Below are 15,679 nucleotides of genomic sequence, written 5' to 3'. Positions count from 1 at the left end.
AATGGCGGTAAAAATAAAATAACGATGGATGGGCACGTGCCACTATGCAAAGATTTTCTTAAGTGCTATAATTCATTTGTTTGTTGAAAATGTAGTAAGAAAAATTATGAAATCATGAGCAAAATCCTATATAATAATAACTTTAGCATGGCTATTAAATATGCTATAAAGAATATAAAGAGGTGTTGAATGAATTGTCTCAGAATGAAACGCCGTTATTTTCCGGCTTAATTGAACATAGTAAAAAAAATCCCGTCCAATTTCACATTCCCGGTCATAAAAAAGGTGCAGGTATGGATCCTGAGTTTAAGGATTTTATCGGAGAAAATGCCCTTTCCATTGATTTGATTAACATCGGCCCTTTAGATGATTTACATCAGCCTAAGGGAATGATAAAAAAAGCCCAGAACCTTGCAGCCGAAGCTTTTGGTGCCGATCATACTTTCTTCTCTGTTCAAGGAACGAGTGGTGCCATCATGACAATGGTCATGAGTGTATGTGGGCCCGGAGATAAAATCATCGTTCCCAGGAACGTTCATAAATCCGTTATGTCTGCCATTGTATTCTCAGGAGCCACACCGATCTTTATCCACCCGGACATTGATGAAGACCTGGGAATCTCTCACGGAATCACAACAGATGCAGTAGCAAAAGCATTGGAACAAAATCCGGATGCCAAGGGTGTTCTGGTCATCAATCCAACTTATTTCGGGATTTCTGCAGATCTCAAAAAGATTGTAGAAATCGCTCACTCATATAACGTTCCAGTACTTGTGGATGAAGCTCATGGCGTTCATATACATTTCCATGACGAGCTCCCCCTTTCAGCAATGCAGGCAGGTGCTGATTTGGCGGCTACCAGCGTACACAAACTTGGCGGTTCTATGACTCAGAGCTCTGTCCTTAATATGAAAGAAGGACTTGTTTCATCGAAACGGGTGCAAACCATTTTAAGTATGTTGACGACTACCTCGACTTCCTACTTATTACTGGCTTCCCTCGATGTTGCAAGAAAACGGCTGGCCACTGAAGGTCGCGAGCTCATCACCAGGACGATTGAACTGTCACAGGAAATCAGAAGGCAGATCAACGAAATTGACGGTTTATACTGTGTAGGTGAAGAAATCCTTGGAACGAAAGCCACCTATGCCTACGATCCAACAAAGTTGATTGTGTCTGTGAAAGATTTAGGAATAAGTGGATTCGATGCAGAGAAGTGGCTACGGGAAGCCCATAATATTGAGGTTGAAATGTCTGACCTTTATAACATCCTTTGCATCATCACTCCTGGTGACACTAATGTGGAGGGGGATCAATTGGTCATGGCTTTAAAAGAGCTGGTGAAAAGTCTTAAAAAACATGGAGATATGACACCAGTTAAGGTTATGCTGCCTGACATACCTGTTCTTTCCATTACTCCCAGAGATGCTTTTTACGCAGATACCGAGGTCATTCCAATTGATGCGTCTGTCGGAAGAACAATCGCTGAATTCATTATGGTCTATCCTCCAGGAATTCCGATTTTCATCCCTGGTGAAATCATCACCAAGGAAAACATCAATTATATTAAAACCAATATAGAAGCAGGTCTGCCAGTACAAGGCCCTGAAGATTATGATTTACGTCACTTGAGAGTCATTAAAGAGCATAGAGCGATAAGATAAACAAAAAAGGATGAAGAAGGCCCCACCCTTCTTCATCCTTTTATTTATAAGAACCCCTTTAAGACATTTTCACTCCCTGCACCCCTTTGCAGGTTTCAGTCGTCTAATTCTTTGTCGTCGTTGCAATCACAGCAGTTAGAGAATAAAACAGAAACCTTCTCATCCTCGTAGTGATCGATAGTGTTAAGGCATGATTGACATACAATTGTTCCCATCTTTTTTCCTCTCCTTCACGATGTTTTTTTGTAAACGCTTTATCTTATCTGTTTCTATAATAATATAACACATTTAAAATATCAAGCCTAATTTGTATAACATATTTAACTTTTTATTCTCTTAATCAATCATACTATTAAACATTAAACTATATGTAAGTGTTTTCAATAACATGCCTGATTTTTATGTAGGTTTATACACTGAACTTTGTGTGAGGAAGAACAAATAAAAAAGCTGCGTGAAAGAAAGGCTTCTTTCACGCAGCTTTTTTTACATTATTCAACGGTCTTTATTCTATTTGGATCCAAGGTTTCATATCCCTTATCCCGCAGGCCCTTTACAATATCAGATAAACCCTCGCTCGTCCATGTGCGATCATGCATGAGCAGGTTTGCCCCATCATTCAGGTAAGGGCTGTTAACCATAATATCGGTGATTGCTTCTTTGTTCTGATATTGCTTTTCCCAATCATATCCGTATGTCCAGTTCATTAGTGACATCTTTTCTTCTGCTGCAATTTGTCGGCTATAGTCAGTATTCTGACCAAATGGAGCCCTGAAGAATTTTGGTCGTTCTCCAATGATGGATTCAATAAGATCATTTAGTGACACAATTTCTTCTTTTTGCTTTTCAGGAGAGATTTCTTTAAGACTGCTGTGACTGTATGTGTGATTACCAATCGCAAATCCCATATCATGAATCTTTTTTAAAGTCTCTTTTTCTTCTGGTGTATCAAGAAAATGACCATTTACAAAGAAGATAGCAGGAGCATTCAGTGCTTTGAGATCATTTGCCATTTGTAGAGCATGTTGATCCGGTGCATCATCGATCGTAAGGAGAACCACTTTGGGATTCGCATCTCCTATAGGATTAATGCTCCAGTTATTTTCATTGATCATATAGTCCTTTGATTGAACCGCCTCTTCTGACGGCTCAGCTTTTTCTTCTTGTTCATTATCGCTTTCTTGTGAAGCGGCACCATCACTTGTCTTATCGCTCTCTTTGTCCACTACAGACTGATCAGGCTTTTTGGTTTCTTCTTTAATGGTTGTTGGTTCACTCGAGCATGCTGTTAATAGTAGTAGAGTTAAGCCAGATGCTAAAATCTTTTTCATGTCTATCACCTTTCCGTATTCACTTTGAATATTTTAACATATTCTTTAGTAAATCTGGGAAAGAATTAAAATATTTCCATTAAATTTTCAAATACTACTTTGAAGGCAAAAAAGCACGTTAAACTGAATGAAGTTATAAATAAGGTCAGCTTCCTTGACTGAACGATTTTCTTCGCAGCAATAAACGCCAAGTAAAAAAATATAACAAACATGATCCACTTATATTCTAAATGATCCTTATCAGACATCCATTCAGCTATATAGAAAACACTCCATAAAATCATTTGAACCAAAAAAGCAATATACGATTTCATGTTCATTACATCCTTTGAATGATTTATTTTAAACTTCCTTCTTTTTATTTACCCCTATTCTTGGATTGAAACCTTATGATTATTTAATAAAGGCGTAGAGCAGCCTTCAATCATCGTATTAATATAGTATATTCTTTTATGATTACTTTCATTATGTATGTCTTTTCAATTATGTAACATTTCAATGACTTGACCCTTTTATGATTTTTCATATGATAAAATGTGACTGAAGATCAGTACAAAAGTCATTTATTTACAAATTCAAAGTTCATAGCATCGTTTAAGAAAAGAGGATGATGTATGAAACATATACTCGCTTTAGCAATACTAATCATTTCCACGATGTTGCTTTTGACTTCATGTGATTATATTTCTTCCAACAAAGTTGTTTTAGCAGAAGATCAGTTTATAGAAAAACAGGTTATCTTTTTTACCGATGAACGAAACGTTTCTAAAGAAATACCCTACTACGATGCAATCATTGAGCTGAAAAAACAGTACCCTGATAGCCTTAAACGTTTAAAGGTAGTGAGCCTCAATACCGAAGCACCAAATAAAATAGCAGATTCTCCCCCGACTTCTCCAGCAATCGTTGTGGTAGAAAACAATCAGGTCATATGTAAAGTGGAAGGCGATATTACTAAAGAAGACATAATAAAACCCGTTTCAAGCGCAATCGAAAGTTGGGATCAATAAATTTCGGGAATAAAAAAAGGGATTGAAGCAAAAAACGCTTCAATCCCTTTTTTTAATAGTACTAAATAGTAAAAGGAGTATCCCGGCAAATCGGGATACTCCTTGATTAACTTACATTATTTTACGATGTGAATCGGGCTACCCATAGCAACTTCTGCTGCTTCCATGGAAATCTCACCTAGTGTTGGGTGAGCATGAATAGTCATTGCAACATCTTCAGCTGTCATACCGGATTCAATAGCCAGTCCAAGTTCAGCAATCATGTCTGATGCTCCTGCACCAACGATTTGTGCTCCGATAATTAAACCATCTTCTTTACGAGTTACAAGCTTCATGAAACCATCTGTAGCATTCAGTGCCAATGCACGGCCATTAGCGGCGAATGGGAATTTAGCAGCGATTACTTCGATGCCTTCTTCTTTCGCCTGAGCTTCAGAATAACCTACTGTAGCTAATTCCGGATCTGTGAAGCACACAGCTGGAATACCAAGGTAGTCGATTTCTGCTGGTTCACCAGAGATGACTTCAGCAGCAATCTTACCTTCGTAAGAAGCTTTGTGAGCAAGTGGTGGTCCATCTACGATATCACCGATCGCGAAAATGTTCGGGATGTTTGTGCGGCATTGCTTATCAATTTTGACAACTCCGCGGTCTGTCATCTCGATTCCAACTTCTTCAAGACCGATTTCATCCGTATTCGGGCGGCGGCCTACCGTTACTAGAACGTAATCAGCTTCAACAGATTTTTCTTCGCCTTTTACTTCATATTTAACGACAACGCCGCTGTCACTTTCTTCAACGCCTTTAGCCATCGCCTTGGTAACGACCTCTACACCTTTTTTCTTAAGATCTTTTTTCACAATTGCTGTCATTTGCTTTTCGAATCCGCTAAGAATATCGTCAGCACCTTCTAAGATTGTTACTTGAGATCCAAGATTTGCATACGCAGTACCAAGCTCAGTTCCGATGTAACCTCCACCGATAACAACAAGCTTGCTTGGGATTTCTTCCAATGCAAGGGCACCTGTAGAATCAAGTACGCGTTTAGAGAACTTGAAGCTAGGGATTTCAATTGGGCGTGAACCTGTTGCAAGAATCAAGTTCTTGAACTTGTATGTTTGAGCAGAGTTATCGTCCATCACACGAAGTGTATTAGCATCTACAAGGTAAGCTTCACCGCGAACGATTTCTGCTTTGTTTCCTTTAAGGAGACCTTCAACACCACCAGTTAATTTCTTAACAACGCCAGCTTTCCACTCTTGAACCTTATCAAAGTTCACTTTTACGTTTTCAGCAACAATGCCCATGTCATCAGAGTGTTGAGCATTGTGAAAACGGTGACCCGCTGTGATCAAAGCTTTAGATGGGATACAACCAACGTTTAAGCATACTCCACCTAAATTTTCTTTTTCAATGATCGTTACTTTTTGTCCAAGTTGTGCTGCACGGATTGCAGCTACATATCCTCCAGGACCTGATCCGACAACTATCGTATCTGTTTCAATTGGGAAATCTCCTACTACCATTGTATTACGCCTCCATTAATAATAATTCTGGATCGTTCAACAAACGCTTGATATGGTTAAGTGCATGTTGAGCAGTAGCTCCGTCGATCATACGGTGATCGAAGCTCAATGATAATGCTAACACAGGTGCTGCTACAATTTCACCATTTTTAACTACAGGTTTTTCTGCAATACGTCCAACTCCAAGGATTGCAACCTCTGGGTGGTTGATTACCGGAGTAAACCATTGTCCACCGGCAGAACCAATATTCGTGATCGTGCATGAAGCGCCTTTCATTTCATCACCAGAAAGTTTACCATCACGAGCTTTTCCAGCTAGTTCGTTAATTTCATTAGAAATTGAGAACATAGATTTACGATCAGCATTTTTCACAACAGGTACTAATAGACCTTTGTCAGTATCTGCAGCGATACCAATGTTGTAATAATGTTTTTGAACGATTTCGCTCGTTGAATCATCAATGGATGTGTTTAGTGCCGGGTATTCACGTAAGGCACTTGTTAATGCTTTAACGATGTAAGGTAAGAATGTTAATTTAATACCTTTTTCAGCTGCAACTTCTTTGAACTTCTTGCGGTGGGCCCAAAGTTTCGTTACATCGATTTCATCCATTAATGTTACGTGAGGTGCTGTATGTTTAGAGTTTACCATTGCTTTCGCAATTGCTTTACGCATACCACTCATTTTCTCGCGAGTTTCAGGGTATTCACCTTCTGGAGCTTTAGGTGCAGCCGCTTTAGAATCAGCTTCTGGTGCTTTTTCTTCTGCTTTCGCTTCTTCAGCAGTTTCAGCCGGCTTAGAATCTCCGTTTAAGAAAGCATCGATATCTTCTTTAACGACACGTCCGTTTTTACCAGAACCGGATACTTGGCGAATCTCCACACCGTTTTCTCTCGCATACTTACGAACGGAAGGCATAGCGATGACACGCTTATTAGGATCAACTTCTGCGTCAGCAGCACTTTGATTCACACCTTCAGATTTCTCTTCAACAGCTTCTGGTGATGCATCTTTCTTGACATCTTGACCTTGTTCCGCTGTTCCTTGAACTTGACCTTCTGTTTTCTCGTCAGCTTTAGGAGCTTCTTTCTTCTCCCCATCGTCACCTTTGAACTGAAGATCTTCGTAACCAGGTGCATCGAACTTAATCAGTGTATCACCTACAACTGCTACAGTACCTTCGTCAACAAGAAGCTCTTCAACTGTTCCTGCTACCGGAGATGGAATTTCTACTACTGCTTTATCATTTTGGACTTCACATAGTACATCGTCTTCTTCAACTTTATCGCCAGGCTTAACAAACCATTTTACGATTTCACCTTCATGAATACCTTCACCAATGTCTGGTAATTTGAATTCGAATGACATGGACTCTACCTCCTGTATTGAATAATGATTAAAAATAGATGAATGTAAAACTTATATCTGTCTAATTTTCTTATATCTATAATTGGAAAAGAGAAGGGTGGAATGCCCTTCTGTTTTCACTTGAATATTAAGGGGGAGCATGAATGCTCCTCACCCATTAAAAGTTAAGTACTTTTTTCGCCGTTTCAAGAACATCTTTGTGATTCGGTAACCAGATTGGCTCCGCTTGGGAGAAAGAGTACACTGTATCTGGCGCCGCTACTCGAAGTACCGGAGCTTCAAGGCTAAGAATTGCACGGTCATTGATCTCAGCAACAACGTTCGCTGCAATACCGGCTTGTTTTTGAGCCTCTTGAACAACAATGGCACGGTTCGTTTTTTCAACAGATGCCATGATTGTGTCGATATCCAGTGGGCTAACTGTACGTAAATCGATTACTTCAACAGAATGGCCTTCTTTTTCAAGCTCTTCAGCCGCTTTTAAGGATTCGTGTACCATAGCTCCGTAAGTGATGATGGAAAGGTCTGTACCTTCACGTTTCACATCCGCTTTTCCAAGTTCGATTGTGTATTCCTCTTCTGGAACCTCTTGACGGAATGAACGGTATAATTTCATGTGCTCCAAGAAAATGACAGGGTCATTATCACGGATAGATGAAATTAATAAACCTTTTGCGTCATAAGGTGTTGATGGAATAACAACTTTCAGACCAGGTTGCTGAGCCATCAATCCTTCCAAGCTGTCCGCATGTAGTTCTGGAGTATGTACTCCACCACCGAATGGGGAACGGATTGTGATTGGAGAAGTATACGTTCCACCTGAACGGTAACGCATACGCGCCATTTGTCCACTTACTGAGTCCATTACTTCATAAACGAAACCAAAGAATTGGATTTCAGGTACTGGACGGTAACCTTCTAATGCTAAACCGATTGCTAAACCACCGATTCCTGATTCTGCTAGTGGAGTATCGAATACACGGTCTTCACCGAATTCTTTCTGAAGTCCTTCCGTTGCACGGAATACACCACCGTTTAGACCTACGTCCTCACCAAAAACTAAAACGTCTTCGTTGTTGCGTAGTTCTGTGCGCAGTGCATCAGTGATCGCTTGAATCATTGTCATTTGCGCCATGGCTTATTTCGACTCCTTTTCTTTGTAGATTTCTAATTGTTCTTTCAGGTTGTAAGGAAGCTCTTCATACATATTGTTAATGAAATCAGTAACTTTTTGTTTAGGAGTTCCATCTGCTTCTTTAATAGCTTGTTTGATATCTTCCTTCGCTTCTTCGATCACTTCATTTTCTTTCTCTTCACTCCATAATCCTTTAGCTTCTAAGAATTTACGGAAGCGCACCAATGGATCTTTCTTTTCCCAATCAGTATCCATTTCTGAAGTACGGTAGCGAGTTGGATCATCACCAGCCATTGTATGAGGTCCATAACGGTAGCAAAGTGTTTCGATCAGTGAAGGACCTTCACCATTTACAGCACGATTACGAGCCTCTAATGTGACTGAATACACTGCTAATGGATCCATTCCATCCACTAATATACCAGGGATACCAGCAGCAACCGCTTTTTGAGCAATTGTACGGCCGGCAGTTTGCTTATCACGTGGTGTCGAGATTGCGAACTGGTTGTTTTGAACAACGAAAATCGCTGGAGCTGCGTACGCACCTGCAAAGTTAATTCCTTCGTAGAAATCACCTTGTGAAGATCCACCGTCACCTGTATATGTAACGGCAACAGCTTTCTTACCACGTTTCTTAAGACCTAATGCCACCCCGGCAGTTTGGATGTATTGAGCACCGATGATGATCTGTGGTGATAATACATTCACTCCTTCTGGAGGCTGGTTTCCTTTAAAGTGTCCACGTGAGAATAAGAATGCTTGAGCTAACGGAAGTCCGTGCCAAACGATTTGTGGAACATCACGATATCCAGGCAGGATCCAATCTTCCTTCTCTAAAGCAAAGTGGGAAGCAATTTGTGATGCCTCCTGTCCAGCTGTTGGTGCATAGAAACCTAAACGTCCTTGACGGTTCAGGGAGATTGATCTTTGATCAAGAATACGAGTATAAACCATACGACGCATTAATTCCTGAAGATCCTCATCAGAGATCTCCGGCATTGCGTCTTCGTTTACTACTTCGCCTTCTTCGTTCAAAATTTGGAACATTTCAAACTTGTCTTCAATTTGTTCGAGCGTCTTAACTGCATCGAATTGTGCCTTCTTTGATTTAGAAGCCATCGAAGTCACCTATCCTTTCTTTATACATTTATTTTGGTTTTTTTACATACAAAGTTTAGATTACCCAAATTCAGTATGACCTACCACAATACTTGCGGATACACACACTATTACTAGTTTTCCACAAATACCAAGAAAGAAAACCCGAAATTACATTCGAGCTTATCTGTATCAGTCACAATGTCACATCGACTAATACAATCCATGAATACCTTTACTAGTTTACAATATAGAAATTCAGGAAGTCAACGACAAAGTATTATAAATTCTTGTTTCCAAGTGAGCCCGAAATTTTTTTCTACCAATTCTTTTCAAAACTGTATCAATACTTACACAAACCCTGTTATATATAAACACCTGTAACAACTTTATCTGTTATAGAGTAAGGATGCCACTAATCTCCTATACCAAGTGATTATCTTGTGACCTACAACGAATTTTGATAATTATTTTTGCGTACAAAGACAAAAAAAGTGATAGTCGAGGAAGTTTTTCTCGTCTATCACTTTTTATCCTTCTTTATTCTGATTCTTTTACATCAAGACCGGCGCTCGAATAAAATGTTTGTTTCATGTTATTGAATTCTTCTGTCTTTTTGTTATAGTCCTCATTATAATTCACTATTTTTTCATATTGGTCATTAATAGAGGAGATTTGTTTTTCGAGCTCTTCCATTGTAAGCTCTTTCTTTTTGAACATATTATAAAGTTCTTTATCCAGAGATAGCGCATCCAGATAAGAAGATGTTAGCTTTTCATGAAGCTGATAACGTTCTTCCATCGTTTCTTTCAGCTTTATTGCTTCCTTTTTAAGATCCTGACTTTCTAACTTATCAACATATTCGTCTGCTTTCGCAAACTCTTCCTCGGCCTCACTCATGGACATACGTTCTTTATCGATGTATTCTTTTCTTTTTTTGATGTTGTCCAGAGCTTCATCGGAAAGCTTTACAATTTGGTCAAACTCTTTCATCCCAAGATCCATTATCTTAGTATAAATCTCTTTTTCTTTTTCTTCTAATTCTTGAAGAGGTTTTTGAACTTCAACATATTGACCTTCTTTAGATACTGTTTCTTCAAGAACATTATACATATTCTCTTCGGGTGAAGAACCACCGACACAGCCCATTAATACAAAGATAGCGGCTCCTAAAATGAAAGCAAAACGAAATTTCGACACAACTAGATCCCCCTTAACTATTTACCACCTTCTACTATATCTATGTCTACAACATTTGACAATAGGGATTTACAACTGTGGAAAAAAATGTCGATTAGACTAATCTTCCTATTAAAATAAATATGTCATTTACGCTGTGAGTATTCCACCTTATAATAAATCTCATTCATTAACTTTTCCGGAGTGAAATGATAGACTATTATCATACATAATAGATAATTTTAATGAATAAAGTAGAGATACAATTGATAAAAGGTCTTGTCTGTAAGTGTCCTGTAAAGACATGTTACGCCTTTACATCCATATCTCTACCGTACCTGAGGAGGAAAATCAATGATTACGATGAATGACATCATCCGTGAGGGGCATCCTACATTAACAATGGTGGCAAAGGCAGTGGCTATACCGCCATCAAAAGAAGACCAGGAAACATTAAGAAGCTTATTGGAGTATGTAGTAAACAGCCAAAATCCTGAAACTGCAAATAAGTATGGGCTCAGACCCGGGATTGGCCTTGCTGCACCTCAAATCAATATTTCCAAGCGGATGTTAGCTGTCAATGTGACAGACAATCAAGGGAAACTATACAGCTATGCTTTATTCAACCCTAAAATTATCAGCCACTCAATCGAGAAAGCTTATTTAACATCCGGTGAAGGGTGCTTATCGGTTGACAGAAATGTACCAGGATTTGTTCCACGCTATGCCAGAGTGACGGTAAAGGGCTGGGATGTGGATGGAAACGAAGTGAAGCTGCGTTTAAAGGGCCTGCCATCCATTGTGTTCCAACACGAAATCGACCATTTGAATGGGATTATGTTCTACGACCATATCAATCCGAAGAACCCATTCGAGCCGATTCCGGATGCGATTGCCATTGAAAGATAATAGAAAAAGACTTCTTCACGTTATCAGAAGAAGTCTTTTTTGTTATTCATTATATTAATTCAAGTTCCTTCAAGCCATGATATATTCCATCGTCATCGACGTGTTTCGTGATCAAATCTGCATGTCTTTGTACTTCTTGCACGGCATTCCCCATGGCAACACCGGTACCAACGGATTGAATCATTTCAATATCATTTAATCCGTCTCCAAACGCAAATACATCTTCCATTTTAAAGCCGAGCTTTGCGATCATCTTTTTGATGCCTTCTGCTTTCGATCCTCCTTTTGGCAGGATATCCATGGAAAATTGATGCCAGCGTATGAACGTGAAGTCACTGTATTTCTCCCTGTAAAAGCTCTCATCTTCCTTTGTACAAAATAACAAGGATTGATAAATATCTCTATCCTTATAAAAATCCGGGGCATAATCTGGATGTGGAAATTTTAAACTTCCCATACTCTCTTCAATATATTTATGGTGCTTCTGGTTTGACTTCATCGTTTGATGATTCAAGTGAACCACCGGATGTTCCTTCGTGTAAGCATCCTCAAGCAACTCTTCTAATGTCTGGATTCTTAATGGATTTGTGTAGATTACCTCATTTTCAAAAACCACATACTGCCCATTAAAGGAAACAAAGGACTCGATTCCTAATTCTTCCCTCAGGCTCTCATACATGAATGGAGCCCTGCCAGTTGCAATTGCTACATAAGTACCGTTGGATTGTAATGTTTGGATGGCTTCTTTCGTTGCTTGAGGCAGCTTCTTATCGTGGTCAAGCAGTGTACCATCTATATCGAAGAAAACTATTTTAGACATATCCAATCTCCTTTTCATACGTAATCGATCATCTGTTTTACCCGTTGTTTAAAGTAATCCTTTGTGGCATAAATGTCAATGAATGAGCACAGACGCTCTCATTTACCAAACTTAACCATGTAAGAGATTCAATAAATTCCGTACAATATAAGTAAGACAACAGAGACTTCGGTATTATCTTCCCTTTACTTCAAAGGAAAATCTCGGTAAACTATTGATAAGGAGTGATCCACCATGTTAAAAAAGCTCAGAAAGAAGCTTTTAAAACAGTGGAAAGAATTGCTTAGAAAAAAAACGATTGCATAGTATTTCATGCTGCCGAACGAACTTAAGCAGTTACACTATTAAAAAATATGCAATTCGGCTATACTGTCATACGTTTACACAAATAATAAGGGACTGATGCCACTAGTGAGCTTTTTGTCTCCATTGGTTCAGTCCCTCTTCTCTATTTTTGTAATGATTTAATGAAGGATTCTCTCAAAAACTTTATTTACACGAAAGAATCCTTTATAATTTATAGCATACATAAACAAGATGATTCATCCCTACTTAAATGATAGGTTCATTTAGAAGAGTTAGAGTGAGGACCGTCCTCTATGGTAAATTCTCGTGAAAGATAGATTTCACCAGCCTTTCTGTCATATCGAAAGGTCGCCCTGTGTTAAGGAAATGATTCCTTTACCAATCGTTTTTTTACCACAGGGCGTAAATGAGCCATATATGAACATAGTAACTGTTCAGACCATAATGGTATACCTATACCTATACCTATTAGAAGGGAAGCTAGCCCTCTAATGTCCAGCTCCAGCGTCAAGCCCTATTCGTCAAACCATATCCCTCAACCGGAGACTGGTTATATGCCAATAGGTGCATAGGCGCCGCTTATGTTATGTTAGTTGATAACTTTTTTATCATAGATGAAAGTTAGATTTTTTGAAAACGGATAAGGAGAGAGAAAAGACATGATTTTTAAAGTATTTTATCAAGAAAGTAAAGCAGAAGTGCCTGTTCGCGAATGCACTCAATCTCTTTACATGAAAGCAGATTCAGAACGTGAAGTACGTCTGAAATTAAAAGACAAACCGTATAATATTGAATTCGTACAAAAGCTAGAGGGCGCTTTTTTAGAGTATGAAGAAAACCATCATTCTTTCGAGTTGGAGCAATAATCAATGAAATTTGTCAAGAATGACCAAACCGCAGTATTTGCCCTTGGCGGTTTAGGTGAAATCGGTAAAAACACATACGGCGTACAATTCCAAGACGAAATCATCTTGATCGATGCAGGAATCAAGTTCCCTGAAGACGAACTCCTCGGTATCGATTACGTAATCCCTGACTATACGTATCTCGTGAAGAATGCGGATAAAATCAAAGGCCTTTTCGTGACACACGGACACGAAGACCATATTGGTGGAATCCCCTATCTACTGCGCGAATTAAACATCCCGATATACGGCGGGAAGCTCGCATTGGGACTTATTAAAAACAAGCTTGAAGAGCACGGTCTATTAAGAAATGCGAAACTCAATGTCATCCAAGAAGATGACATCATTAAATTCCGCAAAACGTCCGTAACCTTCTTCAGAACGACTCACAGTATTCCGGATTCATACGGGATTGTTGTGAAAACACCACCTGGTAATGTTGTTCACACAGGTGACTTTAAATTTGATTTCACGCCGGTCGGTGAGCCCGCGAACTTAACCAAAATGGCTGAAATCGGAAAAGAAGGCGTTCTTTGTCTTCTATCTGATAGTACGAACGCTGAAGTTCCAAACTTCACAATGTCGGAACGTAAGGTCGGAGAAAGCATCAATGACATTTTCCGCAAAGTGGACGGTCGTGTTATATTCGCTACTTTTGCTTCTAATATTCACCGTCTTCAACAAGTGGTGGAAGCAGCTGTCTTTCATAATAGAAAAGTCGCTGTTTTCGGAAGAAGCATGGAAGCGGCCATTACAATCGGTCAAGAATTAGGATATATTAACGCTCCTAAAGATACTTTCATTGAACATAACCAAATTAATCGTTTACCTGCGAACGAAGTGGCGATATTATGTACAGGTTCCCAAGGTGAACCAATGGCTGCATTATCAAGAATTGCAAACGGTACTCACCGTCAGATTCAGATCCAGCCTGGAGATACCGTTGTATTCTCTTCTTCACCGATTCCTGGAAATACGATCAGTGTAAACCGTACAATCAACCTATTATATCGTGCTGGAGCAGAAGTGATTCATGGACCATTAAGTGATATCCATACATCTGGTCATGGTGGACAACAAGAAATGAAGTTAATGCTCCGCCTGATGAACCCAACCTTCTTTATGCCGATACATGGTGAATTCCGCATGCAGAAGATGCACGCTCAGCTGGGTGTAGATTGTGGCGTACAGCCTGAAAACTGCTTCATAATGGACAATGGTGAAGTCCTTGCACTAAGCAATGACTCAGCACAGGTAGCTGGAAAAATCCCTTCTGGAAACGTCTATATCGATGGAAGCGGTATTGGTGATATCGGTAATATCGTCCTTCGTGATCGCCGCATCCTTTCAGAAGAAGGATTGGTCATCGTCGTTGTAAGCATCGACATGAAGGATTTCAAAATTGCTTCCGGTCCGGACCTTATTTCAAGAGGTTTCGTATACATGCGTGAATCAGGTGACCTTATTAATGAAGCACAAACGCTTATTTCTAAACACTTGAACAAGGTTCTTGAAAGAAGAACATCACAATGGTCAGAAATCAAGAATGAAATCACAGATACACTTGCTCCATTCTTATACGAAAAAACAAAACGACGTCCGATGATTTTACCAATCATCATGGAAGTCTGATCAATCAAAAAAGAGGCTGACCCGATATGGGCCAGCCTCTTTTTTATTATTATAATACCTTCTTTTCAAAACGGTTAATATCTGTATCTGCACCGATTACAATCAGAATATCGCCTTCACGAATTTGTTCATCTGCTTGGGGAGACACAATAATATCCTTTTGTCTCTTTATCGCCACGATATTGATTCCAAATTGAGCACGGATATCCAGATCAATTAATGAATTCCCACTCAGATTTTCATTCGCCACAATCTCTACGATGGAGTGTTCATCCGACAACTCCAGATAATCCAATACATTATTCGAAACGATATTATGAGCAATCCTTCTTCCCATATCACGTTCTGGATGAACGACTTGGTTCGCACCTATTTTCCGCAATACTTTTTCATGATAATCATTTTGAGCCTTAACGGTAATTTTTTTAACCCCGATTTCTTTCATCATCAAGGTGGTTAAGATACTCGATTGGATATCGTCTCCAATTGCCACAATGACGTGATCGAAATTTCTTATTCCCAGGCTTTTTAAAACGGATTCGTCCGTTGCATCTGCCACTACCGCATGAGAGGCAATGGAAGAGAATTCATTTACTTTGTCTTCATCCTGATCAATCGCCATAACCTCCATGCCTTGATCTGATAATGAACGGACAATACTGCCCCCAAATCGTCCCAATCCGACAACCACAAACTCTTTTTTCACCATACATCCCCCCGCACTTTCTATATCCTTTATTTTAGCATAAAAAAAAGGAGAAAATGAAATTTCTCCCTGTTGTTTCTTGTATTAAA

15 protein-coding genes are annotated in these 15,679 nt (G+C 39.3%); 5 read left to right on the top strand and 10 right to left on the bottom strand.

Going from position 1 to position 15,679, the window contains the following annotated elements:
- Positions 1–194: 194 nt before the first annotated feature.
- A complete protein-coding gene (locus tag FZC88_RS02250) occupies positions 195–1,664 on the top strand; it encodes an aminotransferase class I/II-fold pyridoxal phosphate-dependent enzyme (protein WP_148993508.1) in 1,470 nt (489 codons plus the stop codon).
- 95 nt (positions 1,665–1,759) lie between these two features.
- On the opposite strand, the gene FZC88_RS02245 is transcribed toward FZC88_RS02250, so the two are convergent.
- The 3 genes from FZC88_RS02245 to FZC88_RS02235 form a co-directional block, all read right to left on the bottom strand.
- Positions 1,760–1,879: a GapA-binding peptide SR1P gene (locus FZC88_RS02245; RefSeq protein ID WP_148968604.1), complete on the bottom strand. Its 120-nt coding sequence runs from the start codon at positions 1,877–1,879 to the stop codon at positions 1,760–1,762.
- A gap of 276 nt (positions 1,880–2,155) precedes the next feature.
- The gene (locus FZC88_RS02240) at positions 2,156–2,995 is read right to left on the bottom strand and encodes a polysaccharide deacetylase family protein (RefSeq protein ID WP_148993507.1); all 840 of its coding nucleotides are present in this window, start codon (positions 2,993–2,995) and stop codon (positions 2,156–2,158) included.
- Positions 2,996–3,060: 65 nt separating this feature from the next.
- A complete protein-coding gene (locus FZC88_RS02235) occupies positions 3,061–3,309 on the bottom strand; it encodes a hypothetical protein (RefSeq protein ID WP_148993506.1) in 249 nt (82 codons plus the stop codon).
- Positions 3,310–3,609: 300 nt separating this feature from the next.
- Here FZC88_RS02235 and FZC88_RS02230 point away from each other — a divergent pair, with 300 nt between their 5' ends.
- Positions 3,610–4,005, top strand: a complete 396-nt coding sequence (locus tag FZC88_RS02230) for a hypothetical protein (RefSeq protein WP_148993505.1) — start codon at positions 3,610–3,612, stop codon at positions 4,003–4,005.
- Between the two features lie 116 nt (positions 4,006–4,121).
- Here the strand turns inward: FZC88_RS02230 and lpdA are convergent, their stop codons facing one another.
- The 5 genes from lpdA to FZC88_RS02205 all read right to left on the bottom strand — a co-directional run bounded on the left by lpdA (position 4,122) and on the right by FZC88_RS02205 (position 10,333).
- Positions 4,122–5,531, bottom strand: coding sequence for a dihydrolipoyl dehydrogenase (lpdA, locus tag FZC88_RS02225; RefSeq protein WP_148968600.1), 1,410 nt, complete (start codon positions 5,529–5,531; stop codon positions 4,122–4,124).
- Positions 5,532–5,535: 4 nt separating this feature from the next.
- Entirely contained in the window at positions 5,536–6,900 is a 1,365-nt protein-coding gene (locus tag FZC88_RS02220; protein ID WP_148993504.1) for a dihydrolipoamide acetyltransferase family protein, read from the bottom strand.
- A 157-nt stretch (positions 6,901–7,057) separates the two neighbouring features.
- Complete coding sequence (locus FZC88_RS02215) at positions 7,058–8,035, bottom strand: alpha-ketoacid dehydrogenase subunit beta (protein WP_044337544.1); 978 nt, start codon at positions 8,033–8,035, stop codon at positions 7,058–7,060.
- A 3-nt stretch (positions 8,036–8,038) separates the two neighbouring features.
- The gene (gene pdhA, locus FZC88_RS02210; RefSeq protein ID WP_148993503.1) at positions 8,039–9,154 is read right to left on the bottom strand and encodes a pyruvate dehydrogenase (acetyl-transferring) E1 component subunit alpha; all 1,116 of its coding nucleotides are present in this window, start codon (positions 9,152–9,154) and stop codon (positions 8,039–8,041) included.
- Between the two features lie 519 nt (positions 9,155–9,673).
- Entirely contained in the window at positions 9,674–10,333 is a 660-nt protein-coding gene (locus tag FZC88_RS02205; protein ID WP_148993502.1) for a YkyA family protein, read from the bottom strand.
- Between the two features lie 333 nt (positions 10,334–10,666).
- On the opposite strand from FZC88_RS02205, the gene def reads away from it, so the two are divergent.
- Positions 10,667–11,221, top strand: coding sequence for a peptide deformylase (def, locus tag FZC88_RS02200; RefSeq protein WP_148993501.1), 555 nt, complete (start codon positions 10,667–10,669; stop codon positions 11,219–11,221).
- Between the two features lie 49 nt (positions 11,222–11,270).
- Here def and FZC88_RS02195 read toward each other — a convergent pair whose 3' ends face one another.
- Positions 11,271–12,041, bottom strand: a complete 771-nt coding sequence (locus FZC88_RS02195) for a Cof-type HAD-IIB family hydrolase (protein ID WP_148993500.1) — start codon at positions 12,039–12,041, stop codon at positions 11,271–11,273.
- 965 nt (positions 12,042–13,006) lie between these two features.
- On the opposite strand from FZC88_RS02195, the gene FZC88_RS02190 reads away from it, so the two are divergent.
- Together FZC88_RS02190 and rnjA are read left to right on the top strand one after the other, a co-directional pair.
- Positions 13,007–13,213 carry a DNA-dependent RNA polymerase subunit epsilon gene (locus FZC88_RS02190; protein ID WP_148968595.1) on the top strand — a complete coding sequence of 69 codons (207 nt, stop codon included), beginning with the start codon at positions 13,007–13,009 and terminating at the stop codon, positions 13,211–13,213.
- A 3-nt stretch (positions 13,214–13,216) separates the two neighbouring features.
- A complete protein-coding gene (gene rnjA / locus FZC88_RS02185; RefSeq protein WP_148968594.1) occupies positions 13,217–14,884 on the top strand; it encodes a ribonuclease J1 in 1,668 nt (555 codons plus the stop codon).
- A gap of 49 nt (positions 14,885–14,933) precedes the next feature.
- Here rnjA and FZC88_RS02180 read toward each other — a convergent pair whose 3' ends face one another.
- Positions 14,934–15,590, bottom strand: a complete 657-nt coding sequence (locus tag FZC88_RS02180) for a potassium channel family protein (RefSeq protein ID WP_148968818.1) — start codon at positions 15,588–15,590, stop codon at positions 14,934–14,936.
- Positions 15,591–15,679 lie beyond the last annotated feature (89 nt).

The sequence above is a fragment of the Rossellomorea aquimaris genome (genome assembly GCF_008180865.1).
Lineage (GTDB): Bacteria > Bacillota > Bacilli > Bacillales > Bacillaceae_B > Rossellomorea > Rossellomorea yichunensis.
Note: the sequence above shows the minus strand (reverse complement) of the source record. Positions and strands in the feature narration are given on the sequence as shown.

Bases quoted from the DNA above. Each gene is read 5' to 3' on its own strand.
- FZC88_RS02245 (WP_148968604.1), bottom strand. From the start codon at position 1,879: ATGGGAACAATTGTATGTCAATCATGCCTTAACACTATCGATCACTAC.
- FZC88_RS02240 (WP_148993507.1), bottom strand. From the start codon at position 2,995: ATGAAAAAGATTTTAGCATCTGGCTTAACTCTACTACTATTAACAGCA.
- FZC88_RS02235 (WP_148993506.1), bottom strand. From the start codon at position 3,309: ATGAAATCGTATATTGCTTTTTTGGTTCAAATGATTTTATGGAGTGTT.
- FZC88_RS02230 (WP_148993505.1), top strand. From the start codon at position 3,610: ATGAAACATATACTCGCTTTAGCAATACTAATCATTTCCACGATGTTG.
- lpdA (WP_148968600.1), bottom strand. From the start codon at position 5,531: ATGGTAGTAGGAGATTTCCCAATTGAAACAGATACGATAGTTGTCGGA.
- FZC88_RS02220 (WP_148993504.1), bottom strand. From the start codon at position 6,900: ATGTCATTCGAATTCAAATTACCAGACATTGGTGAAGGTATTCATGAA.
- FZC88_RS02215 (WP_044337544.1), bottom strand. From the start codon at position 8,035: ATGGCGCAAATGACAATGATTCAAGCGATCACTGATGCACTGCGCACA.
- pdhA (WP_148993503.1), bottom strand. From the start codon at position 9,154: ATGGCTTCTAAATCAAAGAAGGCACAATTCGATGCAGTTAAGACGCTC.
- def (WP_148993501.1), top strand. From the start codon at position 10,667: ATGATTACGATGAATGACATCATCCGTGAGGGGCATCCTACATTAACA.
- FZC88_RS02195 (WP_148993500.1), bottom strand. From the start codon at position 12,041: ATGTCTAAAATAGTTTTCTTCGATATAGATGGTACACTGCTTGACCAC.
- FZC88_RS02190 (WP_148968595.1), top strand. From the start codon at position 13,007: ATGATTTTTAAAGTATTTTATCAAGAAAGTAAAGCAGAAGTGCCTGTT.
- rnjA (WP_148968594.1), top strand. From the start codon at position 13,217: ATGAAATTTGTCAAGAATGACCAAACCGCAGTATTTGCCCTTGGCGGT.